Genomic DNA, 15,932 nt, shown 5'->3' with positions numbered 1-15,932 from the left:
CCAGCAACCAGCAACCAGCCAACCAAAAAAACCAGCCCCCATGTACCAAAGAGCCATCCTCCACCTAGACATGGACGCCTTCTTCGCCTCCGTGGAAATCAAAAAGAACAGCGCCCTGGCCGGCCTTCCCCTCCTGGTGGGTGGCACCGGCGGGCGCGGCGTAGTTACTTCCTGTAGTTACGAGGCCCGGCGTTACGGCATCCATTCCGGCATGCCGATGGCCGTGGCCCTGCGGCGTTGCCCGGATGCCCGCACCATCCGGGGTGATTACGAGAGCTATGAGCAACACTCGGAGATCGTGACCGAGATCATCGCTGAGGAAGGACCGGTTTTCGAGAAGGCCTCCATCGACGAGTTCTACGTGGACATGACGGGTATGGACCGCCACGTCGGCTGCGTGAAGTGGAGCGGGGAACTGCGGCAGCGCATCATCCGGGAGACGGGCCTGCCGCTGTCCGCCGGACTGTCCGTCAACAAGCTGGTATCGAAGGTGAGGGCCGGCGAGGCCAAGCCCAACGGCTCGGGCTGGGTGGCCCAGGGGGCTGAGCGGGCGTTCCTGTCTCCCCTGCCGGTACGCAAGATCCCCAGCATCGGCGCGGTGACGGCCCGCAAGCTGAGCCTGATGGGCATCCGCAAGGCGGGCACCCTGAGCCAGGTGCCGGTGTCGTTGCTGGAGCGGGAATTCGGCAGCCTGGGAAGGGAGTTTCACCGCCGCGCCAACGGCATCGACCACCGGCCGGTGGTACCCTACAGCGAACGCAAGTCCTTCTCCTCCGAATCCACCTTCCAGACCGACACCATCGACGTTGAATTCCTGCTGCGCCGCCTGCGCCACCTCACCGCCCAGCTGGCCTTCGACCTGCGCCGGGCCGGCCGCCTCACCGCCCGGGTGACGGTCAAGATCCGCTACACCGACTTCAACACCTACACCCGCGCCCGCCGCATCGACTATACGGCCCACGACCAGCAGCTGGTTCCGGTGGCCGAAACCCTCTTCCGCGAACTCTTCACCCGCCGGCAGTGCATCCGCCTGATCGGGGTCCGCTTCGACCTCCTGGCCAGCGGCCATACCCAACTCGACCTCTTCACCGATACCCAGGAGAACAGCCGCCTGCTACTGGCCCTGGACAAGGTGCGCACCCGCTTCGGAAAAGACGCAGTAGCCGTAGGCTAACGGTACAACGCGGCCTCAGGCCGCGCAGTAGGAAGCGGTCTCAGACCGCGAAAGGAAGAAGCGGCCTCCGGCCGCGGCCCCGAAAAACGCCCCGATCACCGCGTCCCCCGAGGAATCAGCGTAGAAGGAAACACCACCACGCTTTCATTACCGTCTTCCCCCACCGTGGACACCCCGAAGAAGTAATTATCCACCACAATATTCTCCAGGGTGTGGTCGAGCTGGCCGGCCGGCACGAAGACCTTATGCTCCCAGCGGGGGGAGGTGGTCAGTCGCCAGTGGACGTAATAGCCCGCGATGGGCGTATTGGTTTCGGGCTTCTCCCAGCGCAGGCGGGTGCTGGGCTCTACGGCTCCACCGATCATGACCAGGGGCGGCGGCGGGGGCGCGGCGGCCAGTCCGGCCAGGGAGATGGCGTTCACCCCGGTGAGCTTGGCGGCGTAGGGGAAGTTGACGTGCTCGAGCCGGTCGCCGTATTCGATGCCGTCTTCGGTACGCAGGTCCTGGTGCTGCTGGGTGTAGTTCTCGTGGGTTTCCATGATGCGGACGCCGGGGATGCCCGCGTCGTTGAAGGGCCGGTGGTGGCCGCCGCGGCCGAAGCGGTCGAGGCGGTAGACCATCATGGGTTCGAGGTTGGTGGTGTACTGCCGCGTCTGGGCGTCGATGTAGCGGGCCAGCTGGCGGCTGGGGCCGTCGACTTCCCCGCCGAAGAAGCGGCGGTAGATGTTCTTGCGTTCGTCGTTGACGTCGTCCGGGTAGTAGGGTTCGGAGAAGATGCGGAAGCTGGTGTTGTCGGTGACCCCGTCGACGCCGGTGATGTTGCCGATCATGTCGTTGTTCAGGGTGCCCATCAGGTTCCAGCCCTTTTCCTTCACCCACTCGGCCATGCCCTTGCCGCCGAAGAGGCCCTGCTCTTCTCCGCTCAGCCCTACGTAGAGGATGGATCCCGGAAACTCATACTGCGTCAGTACCCGGGCGGCCTCCAGGGCACCGGCCATGCCGCTGGCGTTGTCGTTGGCTCCGGGGCTGTCGCTGTTCCCGTCGAGGGGGTCGCTGACGCGGCTGTCGATGTCGCCGCTCATCATAATGAAGCGGTTGGGGTCGCGGGTGCCGCGCTGCACGGCGATGACGTTGACCACCCAGGTGTCTTCCTTGATCCGGCTCTCGGGGTCGCCCTCTACGAGGTTGCGCTGGTACATCACCTCCAGGCAGCCGCCGCAGGCGGCGCTGATGCGCTGGAACTCGTCGTAGATCCACCGGCGGGCGGCGCCGATGCCGCGGGTATCGCTGGTGGTATCGCTGAGGGTGTGGCGGGTACCGAAGTTCACCAGGGTGGTGACGTCGCTTTCGATGCGGGCGGGGTCGGGAGCGTTGGCAATATCGTACATCCGCGGGTCGGTAGCCGGCGGCGGAGTGACCGTGGCGGCGGACTGGGCCCCGGCGTAGGCGGCGGGCAGCAGAAGAAGGGAAAACAGGTAGTTGCGCATTGGTTTTAACTTGAGGGGCCGTCAAGATAGCTACCCCATGAGATACCGCCTCGCCGTCGTGCTGCTGTTGCTCTTCGCCGCCCACGCACTGAAGGGGGTGGGCGATAGCCTGCAGTTCCACTACGCCGACTCCCCCTTCGCCGACTGGGGGAATGAGGCCTTCTGGAACCCGGAAGAATCGTGGAAAGCCAAGTACGCCCGCGACGCCGCCGGCGAGCCGCTGCGGCCGCTGCGGGAGGATTTCCCCGGCTCCACTACCCTCTTCGTCGCCACCACCGACGCCTGGCACCTGAGCCAGAGCCTGCAGTACGCCTGCCTCCGGCTGGCCGTATGCCTGCTGGCGGTTCCCCTGCTGGGCTGGCGGGGCGGCTGGGCCTACCTGGGACTTTACGCCCTGATCTGGGTGGTGCAGGCGGCCGGTTTTCACCTAGCGTATACCGTTTTTGGGTAGTCAACAGCCCGGGTAGTCGGCGCTATGCGCCGGCCGGGGAAAGGGAGGCAGGTGGAAGGAACTGACAGGGCTGCTGAGGGGTGAGCCACGCGACAGGACTTCACGCCGGGCCACAGGCCCGACAGCCCGAATCACCCGGGTAGTCGGCGCTGTGCGCCAGCCGAGGAAAGGGACGCAGATAACAGAAATTGACAGGGCTGCTGAGGGGTGAGCCACGTGACAGGACTTCACGCCGGGCCACAGGCCCGACGGCCCGAATCACCCGGGTAGTCGGCGCTGTGCGCCAGCCGGGGAAAAGGAGGCAGGTAGACGAAATTGGCAGCAGCTGCTGAGGGGTGAGCCACGCGACAGAACTTCACGCCGGGCCACCGGCCCAAATCACCTAGGTAGTCGGCGCTGTGCGCCGGCCGGGGAAAAGGAGGCAGAGAAATGAAATTGGCGGCAGCTGCTGAGGGGTGAGCCACGCGACAGGACTTCACGCCGGGCCGCAGGCCCGACGGCCCGGGTAGTCGGCGCTATGCGCCGGCCGGGGAAAGGGAAGCAGGGAGATGAAATTGGCAGCAGCTGCTGACGGGTGAGCCACATGACAGGACTTCACGCCGGGCCACAGGCCCGACGGCCCGAATGGCCCGGGTAGTGGCTACGATGGTCTTTACCTGGGAAGCCTACCCGTAAACATTTCCAATAGCTGCGGATGCACGAAGGTGTGAGACCAATCTTCCCAGTCCGCTACCAGGCCCGCTGCTACGGGGTTCTGCAAGACATACCACATTACACGCATGAACTTTCCATCCCTGATTCGTCGATCAAAGAAATCGGCTTCCCAAAAAGGGTTGCCGGTACGCCCGAGTAACTGGTTTGCCAACCGGGCAGTATGACTTTTATGACGGCACATGAGCCGGCCAAGGTCCATGGCATCGGCAGCGATCCGATGTGCGCGAATCACTGCGTGAACGTGGTTTCCCATGACGCAAACGGCGTAGACAAAGACGTCTCCCGCAGCCGCCAGATATTTCCAAGACTCCAAAACAGCCCGGGCAACGCAGCCATCCAGCAGATAAAAAGGTCCGTGGCTTGTTTCGTGCAGGGCAAGATCCAGTTGGCGTTCGTACTTGGCATCTATCAAATTCTGCCGGTCACGAAAAACTGACGAGCGCGCGGCGGGTGGCAGATCGATCAATTCGGCTTCCAGTGCCTCAAGCTTACTTCGTCGCCAACTAACCAATTCTTCTACCCTCCCCTGCGGGATGCTTCCCGCTAAACGGTAAGTGACGTGTATCGGATCGAACTCGAGGCAATCGTGGGGTAACCAATTAGGCATAGCAAGCGCATTTATCATTAATCTAAACTATTTGTTTGATTTTTCCAAATGACTGGCAGTTGGTCGAAGAGTAAGCCGAGCGGAAAGTCTTCATGCCGGGCCATAGGCCCGACGGCCCGGGTAGTCGGCGCTGTGCACCGGCCGGGAATGAGAAGCAGGTAAAACAACTGGCAGGGGCTACTGAAGGGTGAGCCACGCGACAGGACTTCACGCCGGGCCGCAGGCCCGACGGCCCGGGTAGTCGGCGCTGTGCGCCGGCCGGGGAAAGGGAGGCAGGTAAAAAAAACTGGCAGGGGCTGTCAAGGTTAAAGGCAGACAGCAAGGTTTCACGCCGGGCCACAGGCCCGACGGCCCGACAAAACGCGCATCTACGCCGCGGACAGGAGCGGCAAAATCCGATTACCGCTTACCTTACTCCCTACTTACCCCGAACCATATGAAGCGCTACCTCTTCCCCCTCGCCCTCCTGCTGTTGACCGCCACGGCGGCCACCGTCGCCGCCATATCCGCCGACCAGGTGAAGGCTGCGGCCGCCGTGCTGGGCATCGACTTTCTGAACGACGCCGAGATCGAAATGATGCTGCCCGACCTGGAGGAGAACCTCGCTTCCTTCGACAGCATCGCCAGGACCGATATTCCGAATGCGCTCTCCCCCGCCCTCGTGTTCAATCCCGTACTCCGCCCGGATCAGCTACCGGCGGACACCACCGTTACGGCACCTGCGACCCCGCCCGAAATGCTGGTGGTCGAACAGCCGGAAATCGCCCTGGAGTGGGCCACCGTTGAGCAGCTGGCCACCATGATCTACACCCGCAAGATCACCAGCCGCCAGCTTACCGAGTTCTTCCTCCAACGGCTGAAGGAGCACGATCCCGAGCTGCATTGCGTCATCACCCTCACCGAGGAACGCGCGCTGGCCAAGGCCGACGAAATGGACGCCGAACTGGCCGCCGGCAACTACCGCGGCTACCTCCACGGCATTCCCTACGGGGCCAAGGACCTGCTGGCCGCCCGCGGCTACCGGACCACCTGGGGAGCCAAGCCCTATGAAGGTCAGACGATCGAGGAGGACGCCGCCGTGATCCAGCAGCTCGACGCCGCCGGAGCCGTGCTCTGCGCCAAACTGAGCATGGGCGCCCTGGCCTGGGGCGATGTCTGGTTCGGAGAAAAAACCCGTAACCCCTGGAAGGTGGAGGAAGGCAGCAGCGGCTCCTCCGCCGGATCGGCCAGTGCGGTAGCCGCCGGACTACTGCCCTTCGCCATCGGGACCGAAACCCTGGGCAGCATCGTGAGCCCCAGCACGGTCTGCGGTACCACCGGCCTGCGGCCCACTTTCGGGCGCGTGTCCCGCCACGGCGCCATGGCCCTGAGCTGGTCGATGGACAAGATCGGCCCCATCACCCGCTCGGCTACCGATGCCGGACTGGTACTGGCCGCCATCGCCCATTACGACCCCCGCGACGCCCACGCTATCCCGGCCGGCTTCCGGTTTGAATTGCCCGAAAACAGCAGCAGCCGGAAACGGATCGGCTACCTGAAGGGGAGCTTCGACGGGGATTACAATTTCGCCGCCAACGATTCGGTGGCCCTCACCGAACTCCGCGCCCTGGGCTACGAACTGGTAGAGATCGAATTGCCGAACGCGCCGGAAATCGGCTTCATCCTCAACGTGGAGGCGGCCGCCGCCTTCGAATCCCTCACCCGTAGCGGACAGGATGACCTGCTTACCCGCCAGGTCCGCAACGCCTGGCCCAATAGCTTCCGCACCGCCCACTTCGTACCCGCCGTGGCCTACGTACAGGCCAACCGGCTGCGTCGGGAACTGATGGAGCAGATGGACCGCCTGTTTGCTGAGCACGACATCGACGTCTACGTCAACCCCAGCTGGAATTCCAGTAGCCTGTTCATCACCAATATGACCGGCCACCCCTCGCTGACGGTCCCCAACGGCATGCACGAGGGGACGCCGACGAGCATCACCTTCACCGGACGGTTATTCCACGAACAGGATCTGATCAACGTAGGCCGGGCCTACCAGCAGGTTACGCGGTGGGATGAGTTGCACCCTGCCGCTTTTTGAGGTAGTCCTCAAGCTTGGCCATGGCGCGGGCGCGGTGGCTGAAGCGCAGTTTTTCGTCCTGCGTCATCTGGGCAAAACTGCGGCCGTCGCCCTCCAGGGGGACGAATACCGGGTCGTAACCGAAGCCGTCGTGGCCAATGGGTGCCGTAGCAATCCGCCCTTCACACTGCCCCTCAAAGAGGTGCTCCTCCCCCCCTACCAGCAGGCAGATGACGGTGCGGAAGCGGGCCAGGCGGTCCTTGCGGTCGGCCAGCTGGGAGAGTAGCTTCTGATTGTTGGCGGTGGCGCTGCGCTCGGGGCCGGCGTAGTGGGCGGTATCGACGCCGGGGGCGTGACCGAGGGCCAGTACTTCCAGGCCGGTATCCTCACTGAAACAATCGTAGCCGTAGCCGTCCTTCACGTGGCGGGCCTTCAGCCGGGCGTTGCCCTCCAGGGTGTCGGCGGTTTCGGGGATTTCTTCGGTACAGCCGATCTCCTGTAGGCTCAGGAAGGTGTAGCGGTCGCCGAGTTGGCGTTTGACCTCGGCGATCTTGTGGGGGTTGTTGGTAGCGAAAACGAGTTGCTGCTTCATAGGACAACATCAACGTTGCGGCGGGGCGCAGGTGCTGGGAATTTGCCAAAAGGGCAAAAAAAATGGGCAAGCACACCAGTCGCTCAACCTCCTACCCTTGCTGCATTTCTGCCCTGGGGGGATTCAGAAGGAGCTGACCGTGTGCCGCCCAAGCCACAAAGGTACGTTCGGAGCATTGTAAAAAACAACTCCCGAAGCACCTTTTAGTCAAATGATTTAGCGTCAGCTGATCAGGTTACCGTCATCGTCCCACTCAGCGGTGATGGTGCGCCGCGACTGGTCGACGTACTTCGGGAGCAGTTCCTCGTCGTAGGCGAGTCCGTGCTTGTCGAGCACTTCCTGGGGGACGCCGTCCCATACGTTGGGCTGGTTGCCCATGTAACCGAGGTACTCGATCCCCTCCTTGCTGGTGAAGAAACCGGTGATGACCATGAAGCGCATATGATCAAAGAACTTCACGCCGGGAGCCAGGGGGTGGAGGGGGTTGTCCTCGATGACTTCCGGGTAGGCGATCTCGTCCACGAGGGCGATCTGCTCGTCGGGGGTAGCCTCGATGAAGGCCTTGCCGTCGTAGCGCTGGCTGCTTTCGGCGTTGAGCCAGGCCAGGCCACCCCGCATGCGGGTCTGGTGAACGTGGGGCTGGTCCAGGGCCATGAACTCGATGAAGTCCACCACGCCGGTATCCGTAGCCTTGGGGTGATCTTCGGCGGCGGGCACGATGATGTCGGCCAGTACCCCGATCGTTTCCAGTTCGAAGTCGCTGAAGAAGCGCTGCTGGCGCAGCAGCTCCTCCCGCTCGGATTCCCAGGCGGTACGCAGTCCGTAACCCTTGGTTTCCGGCTCGACGGCTGAGGCCGGGGCCACGTCGTCATTCCGGCAACCCGTTTGGGTGAAAATGGCGGTGCCAACCGCACCTCCGATCAGCGTTTTGAGTGTCTTGCGGCGATCCATCAGATATTCATTTTTTTGAGTTCGGACACGATGTGCTCGCTGTTGCGCATGGCCAGTGCCAGGATGGTCCAGGTTGGGTTCTTGTCGGCCTGGGAAGCGAAGGTTCCCGCGTCGTTGACGTAGACGTTGGGCACGTCGTGCAGGCGTCCGTACTTGTTGGTGACGCTGTCGCTGGGGTCGTCACCCATCCGGGTGGTGCCCACCTCGTGGATGATGGCTCCCGGAGCCAGCAGGCCGTAGTCTTCCTCGTAGGTTTTCTCGGGGGTCATGACCGTACCTCCCATGTCGGTCATGATGGACCGGAAGGTTTCCTGCATGTGCTTGGCCTGCAGCCGCTCGTGGTCGGTCCACTTGTAGTGGAAGCGCAGGGTGGGAATACCCCATTCGTCCACCCCGTTGGGGTCGATCTCACAGTAGTTGTCGTAGAGGGCCACGGATTCACCGCGACCGGCCATGTAGAAGAAGGCACCGTAGACTTCCTTCATCTCCTTGAGCAGGGGGTTGCCGTAGCCGCCCACCTTGTAGTTGAGGAGTTTCTGGACTTCCTGGTGGCCACCGCCGAAGCCGTACATCGGCATGCCCATGCTACCGCCCATCTCGATGTGGTAACCGCGAGGGAAGTCGAGCTTCTTGTTGTCGCCCCACCAGGGAGAGTAAACGTGCATACCGCCCATGCCGTCCTCGTTGTAGCGGGTACGGTTCATCAGGCTGGGGATGAAGCCGGAAATGCCGGCGCCGGTGCTGTCGTGGAGGTAGCGTCCGACGGTGCCGCTGCTGTTGCCCAGGCCATTGTCCTGTCCCTTCATGCGGGAATTGAGCAGCAGGCGGGCGGTTTCACAGGCCGAGGCGGCCAGCACGATAACCTTGCCCTTCACCTGGTACTCGCGGCGGTCGTCCTTGCTCACGTAGCTTACGGCCGTGGCCTTGCCGGTGTCGTCGGTGATCACCTCGCGGGCCATGCAGTTGACCAGCAGGTCGATCTGCCCGCCGTGCTTGATGGCGGGGAAGATCAGACAGCTGCCGGCGCTGAAGTCGGCGTATACCGCGCAGGAGCGACTACACTGGGCGCAGTAGAAACAGACGCCACGGTCTTCGTTCAGCTTTTTGGTGAGCATCGACATCCGGGAGGGGTACACCGGCACCCCATTGGCGCGGGCGGCCTTGGTGTACAGCAATTCGGAGAGTCGCGGCTTGGGCGGCGGCAGGAAGTAGCCGTCGGGGTCGTTGTGGAGGCCTTCGTTGGTACCGGTTACGCCAATCAGCTTGTCGACCCGGTCGTAGTAAGGCTTGATCTCATCGTAGGTGATGGGCCAGTTGGCGCCCAGTCCGTCGATGTCCTTACGGCGGAAGTCGTCGGGACCGAACCGGAGGCTGATGCGCCCCCAGTGGTTGGTGCGTCCGCCGAGCATCCGCGAGCGGAACCACTCGAAGCGGGTGCCCCCCACGGTGGAGTAGGGTTCGTTGGGCAGTTCCCAGCCGCCGAAGGCGGCGTTGTAATCACCGAAGGGCCGGGTGGTGGAAGCGCCGCGGCGCGGGCTTTCCCAGGGCCACCGCAGCTGGGTCTTCATGTCTTTGTCGGCGGGGTCGAAGTAGGGGCCGGCCTCAATGACGGCCACCTTGAGGCCGTTTTCGGAGAGAATCTTGGCCGACATGCCCCCCCCGGCTCCGGAACCGACGATGACAACGTCGTATTCCTTGTCGTTTTTCTTGATTTGCACGGGTCGTGGTTAAATGAAAGGGTAAGATAGACACCGGTTGCAGAAATCCCAGCCTCCGCCCCCGGCATTTGGCCGACAGCTTGAGAAAGGTTTTACGACCGCCGTAGGGTGGGAAATGAAAAATGGGGCACCCCCGGGCGGGAGGTGCCCCATTACAGGGACGGGTGGGTCCGGGATTACTTCTTGGTAAAGACCAGGCTGAAATCACGTCCCGCAACACCACAGCCGCCGTCGGTAGCACCAAAGTCGGTGTACTCGATGGTGAAGCTGCTGTCGTCGTTCAGGTTGAATTTGGCTACGCCCTTCTGGGTAGCGGCAATTGAGCCCGAACCGCAACCGGCACCGGAGTCGATGGCAGTGGAACGCACTTCATTACAGGCAAAGTCCAGGGTGACGGTGCCTCCACTGAAGTTGTAGCCGGGAGCCACGTACACACCCACGGCAAACGTCCGGCGGGTAGTGGATCCACTGACCGGGGTCAGGGTCACCGTACGGTCCAGGGGCGGGTTGCCCAGGGCCTGAACGGGTGCGCCGAAGAGGGCAAACTCGTCGTAGACGTAACCGTAGGAGATGGTGTACTCACCCGAGAACTTCGAGTCCGGCAGCGGACAGGTAGCGTTGATGTTGAAATTGAAAATGCCGCCGAAAGCACTGGTGATGGCGCTGGTGGAGTTGTCGGAAGTGAACACCCGGCCATCTTCCTTGACTACCTCGGTTCTCACCTGAAAGCGGTCGCCAGAGAGGACGGAATCGATCGGCACACCCGCGAAGCTGGCTACTTCGGTGAAGGGGATCGTCACGTCCACGCCGAGATTGCCATTCGGGCCGGCACGGAAGTCGGAAGGCTCGTAGGTTTTGAACAGTTTGGACTCAGTAGAAAAATCCTGACGGCCACCCGAGGTGCTGTTGTCGTCAAAGGCGACGTAGATGTTGTACTGGGCGATATCCTCTCCTCCGGCGTTATCGACGAAGTCTACTTCCATTTCGTAGGAGGAAGACGCCAGGTTGGCCAGGTCGAACTCGCCGGTACGCAACTCAACCAGGCGGGGAAAGGCCCCGAACAACAGAGTGTCCTGGGTCACGATGGGGGTCTTTTCCGGGTCGGCACAACCGGCTATCACAAGCGCGATCAGGGCCAGGAAAAGCGATGATTTATGGAACATATTTTATGGTTTAGCCTTCCCGGCCCGGTTGAACCGGGAAGGCAGCGGATTAAGTTGGGTTAGCGTAGCGACTAGTAGTTACAGCTCGCATCGTTGGTGTCCCAGAAGACGGGCTCGGTGAAGGATCCCTTCTGGGTAGCGTTCAGGTTGCGGTTGATGTGTACCGAGGGGTACAGGGCCGAACGAATGAAGCTACCGGGGTTGGGATCGATGGCGGGCTGAACGTCCATGGGCAGACAGGTCCGGCGGTACAGGTTGTACGCTTCCAGTCCGTTGCCGTAGAGGGCGATCAGGTACTCCCGGGCTACGATGGCCAGTTTACCAGTATCGTCGGCGCTCTCGTACTCATCCATAACGAAGTCGATGTACTCCTCAACGGATTCGTCGTCGGCGTAGGTATCGGCGATTGTTACGGTCACGGGAACGGTGGCGATGACTTCACTGCCGTCAACCAGGCTTTCGAAGGAAGTTACGCGGTCGAAGGAGAGTTTCATGGCCTTTTCAAGCAGCTCACCGGCATCCGCATCGTAGTTGCCCGTCAGGGCCGCTTCCGCGAGGATAAAGTGAGTGAAGGAAGCCTGCCAGATGGGCTCAATGCCCGCGCCGAGCGCACCGTCGGTGCCGGCGTTCTGTACCACTTCGTTGGTCTGCCCGTCGTCGTAACGTCCGCCGGCGGGGTATAGTCCGAAGACCGTCCGGTACTGTCCGTCTGGCGGAATACCCGATCCGTTCAGGTGATCGCGACCGAAGTAGCCAAGGTCGTAGCTGCCCAGGCAGTAAGGCATGTCTTCACTGACGGCCTCGTACCAGGGCGGGATAACATCGGGATTCGGCACCGCGGTGAAGATGCAGTCGAAGGCGTTCGGGTCGCTCTGCACAGCGCTGGGGAAGATGTTCTTGTCCTGGCGGAAGAAGTAGTAACGGGTCCGGGGATCGATGAATCCTTTGGACTCGGCCATCAACCACATGTACCAGTTGGACTGGTACACCCCGTCGTTTTCCTCGTAGCTGTCGTTGTAGAAGGGGTGACGGTTGTTCGGGTTGTTGCGGTTGGCTCCGTAGTGCCATTCGAAGTTTTCGTTGTTCTGGTCGATGATGTCGCCAGCGTCGACGATGCCCTGCACGGCGCTTCCCCCACCGACGAGGCGGGTGGTCACGGCATTGCGGAGCTTCAGGGTACGGGCCAGAGCCTGCCAGTCGGCAGCTTTACCACCGTAGAAATTATCGAAGGCTACAGTGAAGTCATCAGCACCTTCCAGTTGGGCAATGGCTTCGTCCAGCATAGCATTGGCCGCTGCGTACACTTCCGCCCCGGGGGTCCGGCTGGGATTGGTGATTGGCGTTTCGGCGTTGCCCTGTCCAGCTTCCGTAAGGGGCACGTCGCCAAAGAGGTCGGCGAATTGCATGTAGCCATAGGCTTTCATGATCTTCACCGAGGCCACGGCGGCGTTCTGTCCCAGCGGTTCGGCCAGTGCGATAAAGGCATCGGCGTCTGGCAGGAATTCGGCGTAGAAATCACCCCACATGCCGTCGAATTCCGTCGGCTGGTGGGTAGCGGTGTAGGTAAATCCTCCGGTTTCGGCGTCCATCCGGGCCAGTCCGGCCGCAAAGAAGTAGGGGTCGTTCTGGATGTCGTTGAAGGCCAGTTGGATGTTGTTATACAGGGAGGATGCGTCGGCCTGATCGGGGGCCACTCCATTGGGGTTCACCAGGAGCTCGTCCAGATCGGCGCAGGCTGCGACCGATAGTACTGAGACTACCAGTAAACATTTTTTCAACAAGTTCATATGTAGTTGCTTGTTTTCGTTTTCGTTTGGTGTGATTAAAAGGTGAGGGTCAGGTTGGCGCCGTACTTCTTGGCGGTCGGGCCGGTCAGGAAGTCGAAGCCACGTCCGTTACCAACGCCCAGCGAAAGCACCTCGGGGTCGAAGTTGACGCCTTCGGGGAAGTTCGGGGCATTGTAGAACAGGTTCTCACCAGAAATCCGCAGGCTGATCGATCCGAAGGGAGTACGGTCCAGCAGGCTGGCGGGCAGGGCGTAGCTCAGGGCTACCTCGCGCAAACGAACAACGGTGCCGTCAAAAATGGAGCCTTCATCTGCGTTGAAGTAAGCATCGAAGAAGTAGTCGCCGGCGTATCCCTGGATGTTGTTGGGGTTGCCTTCGCTGTCTTCGCCTTCAAGGATGAGGGGCAGGAAGCGGTCAAAGTCGGTGTCGGTGGTCAGGCCACGGGCCAGCATGGTAGCGGTGGTAACGGAGTAGATGTCGCCGCCGTCGGTGTAGCTCCACTGGAAGAAGAAGCTCAGACCTTTGTAGCTGATCGTGTTGAGCCAGTTCATGGTGTAGTTCGGGTTCGGATCACCAATGACGTCGATGGAGTTGCCGGGCTCGTAGGAACCGGAGTTGTTCACCAAGAGTCCGCCGTTGGGTCCGCGCTGGTAGGGAATACCCTGGATGACGCCGAAGGGCTGGCCGGGGATGGCAAAGTTGCCCAGGTTGGAGAAGCCGGCGAAGGCGATCTCCTCTACCCCGTCGGTGAGGCTCTCTACGATGTTCTTGTTTCTCGTAAAGTTCAGGGTAGCGTCCCAGGTAAAGTCGCCCTTGAAGGGTACGAGGTTCAGCTGGGCTTCAATGCCCTTGTTGGACACCTCGGCGGCGTTGATCTGGGTGGTCGTGTAACCACTGGCGGGATCGAGGGGCAGGTCCACGAGCAGGTCGCTCGACTGCTTGTCGTAAAGGCTGACATCAATGCCGACGCGGTTGTTGAAGAAGCGGCCTTCCACACCGAATTCAAGTTCGCCGATCAGTTCGGGCTCCAGCAGGCGGTTGCCGAGGCGGTTGCTTACCGTGTTGATGTTCAGCGGTCTGCCGCCGGGGGTCTGGGAGACGTTGGTGGCAGAACCCAGGATGGCGCGGGTAGTGTAGGGATCGGGGAAGCGGGCGGACGAGCCGTAACCGGCGCGCAGCTTCAGGTAGTTCAGTACCCGGCTGCCCTGCAGGCTTTCGAAGGCATCGGTAGGCACGAAGCTGACGCTGACCGAGGGGTAAAGGATCGAACGCTGGTCGGCCTCCAGGGTGGAGCTCCAGTCGTTACGGGCCTGGGCGGTCAGGTAGAGGTAGCGGTTGAAGCCGGCAGTTAAGCTGGCGTACACGCCGCGGTAAGCTTCATCCTGGACCGTCTGGAAGCCGTTGTGCTCGATGAAGTTGTCCGAGGTAAAGAGGTCGAAGATGAACTGGTTGGTGCTGTTCACCCCGGTAAGGTCAAACTTGTCCACCCGTTCGTTGTAGCCTACGACACCGCTCAGGTTGAAAGCATCGCTCAGGTCAGTGTCAAAGCTCACGTTGAAAACGTGGTCGATGATGGTGTTGCGGCGGCTGGTCGTAAGCAGCTGTCCGTCGGGGATTTGGCTGCCTCCACGGTTGATCTCGCGGCGGTTTTCCTGGGTGTAAGCGTCAACACCGATCCGGTACTGGGCCGTGAGCCAGTCGGTCAGGTCGTACTGCAGTCCCACGTTACCGAAGTAGCGGTTGACCACCTCCTTGTCAAACATGTTGTTGACACCCCAGAGCGGGTTCTGGATGGCCGATCCACGGCGGTAGTACACCTGGGTGCCGTCGATGGGGTTCTGGTAGGGCAGGCCCATCAGGTCGATCGAGCGGGGGGTGTAGAGTACGTTGGCGAATACGGAAGCGTCACCGCCGGAGGGGTTCGAACCGTAGTTGAACGAAGCCGGGGGCGCCTGGCGGTCGCTGCTGACGATGTTCAGGCTGGTCTGGATCCGGAGGCCGTTGTCAAGGGTTACCTTACCGCCTACCCCAGCGTTGTGCTTCTTGTAGAAGTTGTTGGGCGTGAAGCCGGTATCGTCCAGGTTGCTGTAGTTGGCGTTGAAGCTGATGCCGTTGCCGAAGTTGCGGTCTACGCTTACGCTGGTGTTGTACACCGTACCGGTGTTGAAGAACTCGGTCACGTTGTCGTAGGGCTTGTACTCGTAGCGCGCACCATCGTATTCGGGGAAGGCTTCGTTGTAGCGGTCCTGATCGAGGGGGTGCTCGACGGTGCCATCCTCGGCAATGCCGTTCTGGCCACGCACGTCAAAGGCGGGGCCCCAGTTGGAGAAGAACCAGCCGAAGTTGCCCGAGAAACCGTTACCGTAGGTGTTCTGGTAGTCGGGCAGGTTGGCTACTTCCGTACGGGCAATGCCCTGGGTTACGCTCACCTCGAAGCCTTTCTGGGCTTCGGCACCTCCCTGACCGTTCTTGGTCGTTACGAGGATAACGCCGTTGGCACCCTGCTCACCGTAGAGTACGGTAGCAGAAAGGCCCTTCAGTACGTTGATCTCGGCGATGTTGTTGGGGTCCAGGTCAAGGAAGCGGCTGGAGGCCGTCGCCCCACCCTGGCGGGAGCCGAGGTCGGAGTTGGTGTTCGAGTTGAAGGGTACCCCGTCTACTACGAACAGCGGCTGGTTGGTACCGTTGATCGAGCTGTAGCCCCGGATGATGATATTGGTACCCGAACCGGCGATACCGGAAGTCTGGGTGATGTCAACACCGGCGGCCTTACCGCGAAGGATACGTCCCACGTCCGATTCGACGCGGTTCTCCACCTGGCCGGAACCGATGGTGGCTACCGAATATCCCAGGGCCTTTTTCTCCTTGCGGATACCCAGGGCGGTAACGACGACCTCGTTGAGCTGGCTGGCCGACTCGCTGAGTTCAATGGTTACCTCGCTGGAAATGCCGTCCACGGGGTATTCCAGGGTCGAAAAGCCGGTGTAGCTAACGATCAGGAATTCGGCCGGGGTCGGCACCTCGAGGGCGAACTTGCCGTCGATGTCGGTCACGGTACCCGAGGTGGTACCCTTGACCAGGATTGAAGCGCCAATCAGCGGCTGGCCGGATTTATCCGTCACAGTACCGCTGATCGTCCGCTGCGCCATGGCTATGCCAAAGGCGAAACAGACGAAGGCAATCACTAGTGAAAGTCTTCTCATGCTAGTTGAAGTTTTAGTTGATTACT

The 15,932-nt window shown here is 61.5% G+C and carries 11 protein-coding genes and 1 other RNA gene; 3 read left to right on the top strand and 9 right to left on the bottom strand.

The features are described from left to right. Positions 1–40 precede the first annotated feature (40 nt). Positions 41–1,174 carry a DNA polymerase IV gene (dinB, locus tag CGL56_RS14715; RefSeq protein ID WP_099107333.1) on the top strand — a complete coding sequence of 378 codons (1,134 nt, stop codon included), beginning with the start codon at positions 41–43 and terminating at the stop codon, positions 1,172–1,174. A gap of 95 nt (positions 1,175–1,269) precedes the next feature. Here dinB and CGL56_RS14710 read toward each other — a convergent pair whose 3' ends face one another. Next, positions 1,270–2,661 carry a M28 family peptidase gene (locus CGL56_RS14710; protein ID WP_099107332.1) on the bottom strand — a complete coding sequence of 464 codons (1,392 nt, stop codon included), beginning with the start codon at positions 2,659–2,661 and terminating at the stop codon, positions 1,270–1,272. A gap of 37 nt (positions 2,662–2,698) precedes the next feature. Here CGL56_RS14710 and CGL56_RS14705 point away from each other — a divergent pair, with 37 nt between their 5' ends. Continuing rightward, entirely contained in the window at positions 2,699–3,112 is a 414-nt protein-coding gene (locus tag CGL56_RS14705) for a hypothetical protein (RefSeq protein WP_099107331.1), read from the top strand. A 652-nt stretch (positions 3,113–3,764) separates the two neighbouring features. On the opposite strand, the gene CGL56_RS14700 is transcribed toward CGL56_RS14705, so the two are convergent. Beyond that, positions 3,765–4,433, bottom strand: a complete 669-nt coding sequence (locus CGL56_RS14700) for a transposase (protein WP_167641701.1) — start codon at positions 4,431–4,433, stop codon at positions 3,765–3,767. Positions 4,434–4,869: 436 nt separating this feature from the next. Here CGL56_RS14700 and CGL56_RS14695 point away from each other — a divergent pair, with 436 nt between their 5' ends. Next, positions 4,870–6,513, top strand: a complete 1,644-nt coding sequence (locus CGL56_RS14695; RefSeq protein ID WP_099107329.1) for an amidase — start codon at positions 4,870–4,872, stop codon at positions 6,511–6,513. On the opposite strand, the gene rdgB is transcribed toward CGL56_RS14695, so the two are convergent. From rdgB to CGL56_RS14660, 7 genes are all read right to left on the bottom strand, one after another. Continuing rightward, entirely contained in the window at positions 6,476–7,084 is a 609-nt protein-coding gene (rdgB, locus tag CGL56_RS14690) for an RdgB/HAM1 family non-canonical purine NTP pyrophosphatase (RefSeq protein WP_099107328.1), read from the bottom strand. The genes CGL56_RS14695 and rdgB overlap by 38 nt on opposite strands. Positions 7,085–7,141: 57 nt before the next feature. Beyond that, positions 7,142–7,238: signal recognition particle sRNA small type (gene ffs / locus CGL56_RS14685), an RNA gene on the bottom strand. Positions 7,239–7,306: 68 nt separating this feature from the next. Then, the gene (locus tag CGL56_RS14680; protein ID WP_099107327.1) at positions 7,307–8,035 is read right to left on the bottom strand and encodes a gluconate 2-dehydrogenase subunit 3 family protein; all 729 of its coding nucleotides are present in this window, start codon (positions 8,033–8,035) and stop codon (positions 7,307–7,309) included. Then, positions 8,035–9,753, bottom strand: coding sequence for a GMC oxidoreductase (locus CGL56_RS14675; protein ID WP_099107326.1), 1,719 nt, complete (start codon positions 9,751–9,753; stop codon positions 8,035–8,037). The genes CGL56_RS14680 and CGL56_RS14675 overlap by 1 nt, the downstream gene beginning before the upstream one ends. Positions 9,754–9,929: 176 nt before the next feature. After that, the gene (locus CGL56_RS14670) at positions 9,930–10,916 is read right to left on the bottom strand and encodes a hypothetical protein (RefSeq protein WP_099107325.1); all 987 of its coding nucleotides are present in this window, start codon (positions 10,914–10,916) and stop codon (positions 9,930–9,932) included. Positions 10,917–10,987: 71 nt separating this feature from the next. Continuing rightward, positions 10,988–12,694, bottom strand: coding sequence for a SusD/RagB family nutrient-binding outer membrane lipoprotein (locus tag CGL56_RS14665; protein WP_167641702.1), 1,707 nt, complete (start codon positions 12,692–12,694; stop codon positions 10,988–10,990). Positions 12,695–12,738: 44 nt separating this feature from the next. Further along, a complete protein-coding gene (locus CGL56_RS14660; protein WP_099107323.1) occupies positions 12,739–15,906 on the bottom strand; it encodes a SusC/RagA family TonB-linked outer membrane protein in 3,168 nt (1,055 codons plus the stop codon). Positions 15,907–15,932: the final 26 nt, after the last annotated feature.

The sequence above is a fragment of the Neolewinella marina genome, assembly GCF_002631205.1.
Lineage (GTDB): Bacteria > Bacteroidota > Bacteroidia > Chitinophagales > Saprospiraceae > Neolewinella > Neolewinella marina.
Note: the sequence above shows the minus strand (reverse complement) of the source record. Positions and strands in the feature narration are given on the sequence as shown.

What these genes read in the sequence shown, in the direction of transcription:
- dinB (WP_099107333.1), top strand. Translation starts at nt 41, where the DNA reads ATGTACCAAAGAGCCATCCTCCACCTAGACATGGACGCCTTCTTCGCC.
- CGL56_RS14710 (WP_099107332.1), bottom strand. Translation starts at nt 2,661, where the DNA reads ATGCGCAACTACCTGTTTTCCCTTCTTCTGCTGCCCGCCGCCTACGCC.
- CGL56_RS14705 (WP_099107331.1), top strand. Translation starts at nt 2,699, where the DNA reads ATGAGATACCGCCTCGCCGTCGTGCTGCTGTTGCTCTTCGCCGCCCAC.
- CGL56_RS14700 (WP_167641701.1), bottom strand. Translation starts at nt 4,433, where the DNA reads ATGCCTAATTGGTTACCCCACGATTGCCTCGAGTTCGATCCGATACAC.
- CGL56_RS14695 (WP_099107329.1), top strand. Translation starts at nt 4,870, where the DNA reads ATGAAGCGCTACCTCTTCCCCCTCGCCCTCCTGCTGTTGACCGCCACG.
- rdgB (WP_099107328.1), bottom strand. Translation starts at nt 7,084, where the DNA reads ATGAAGCAGCAACTCGTTTTCGCTACCAACAACCCCCACAAGATCGCC.
- CGL56_RS14680 (WP_099107327.1), bottom strand. Translation starts at nt 8,035, where the DNA reads ATGGATCGCCGCAAGACACTCAAAACGCTGATCGGAGGTGCGGTTGGC.
- CGL56_RS14670 (WP_099107325.1), bottom strand. Translation starts at nt 10,916, where the DNA reads ATGTTCCATAAATCATCGCTTTTCCTGGCCCTGATCGCGCTTGTGATA.
- CGL56_RS14660 (WP_099107323.1), bottom strand. Translation starts at nt 15,906, where the DNA reads ATGAGAAGACTTTCACTAGTGATTGCCTTCGTCTGTTTCGCCTTTGGC.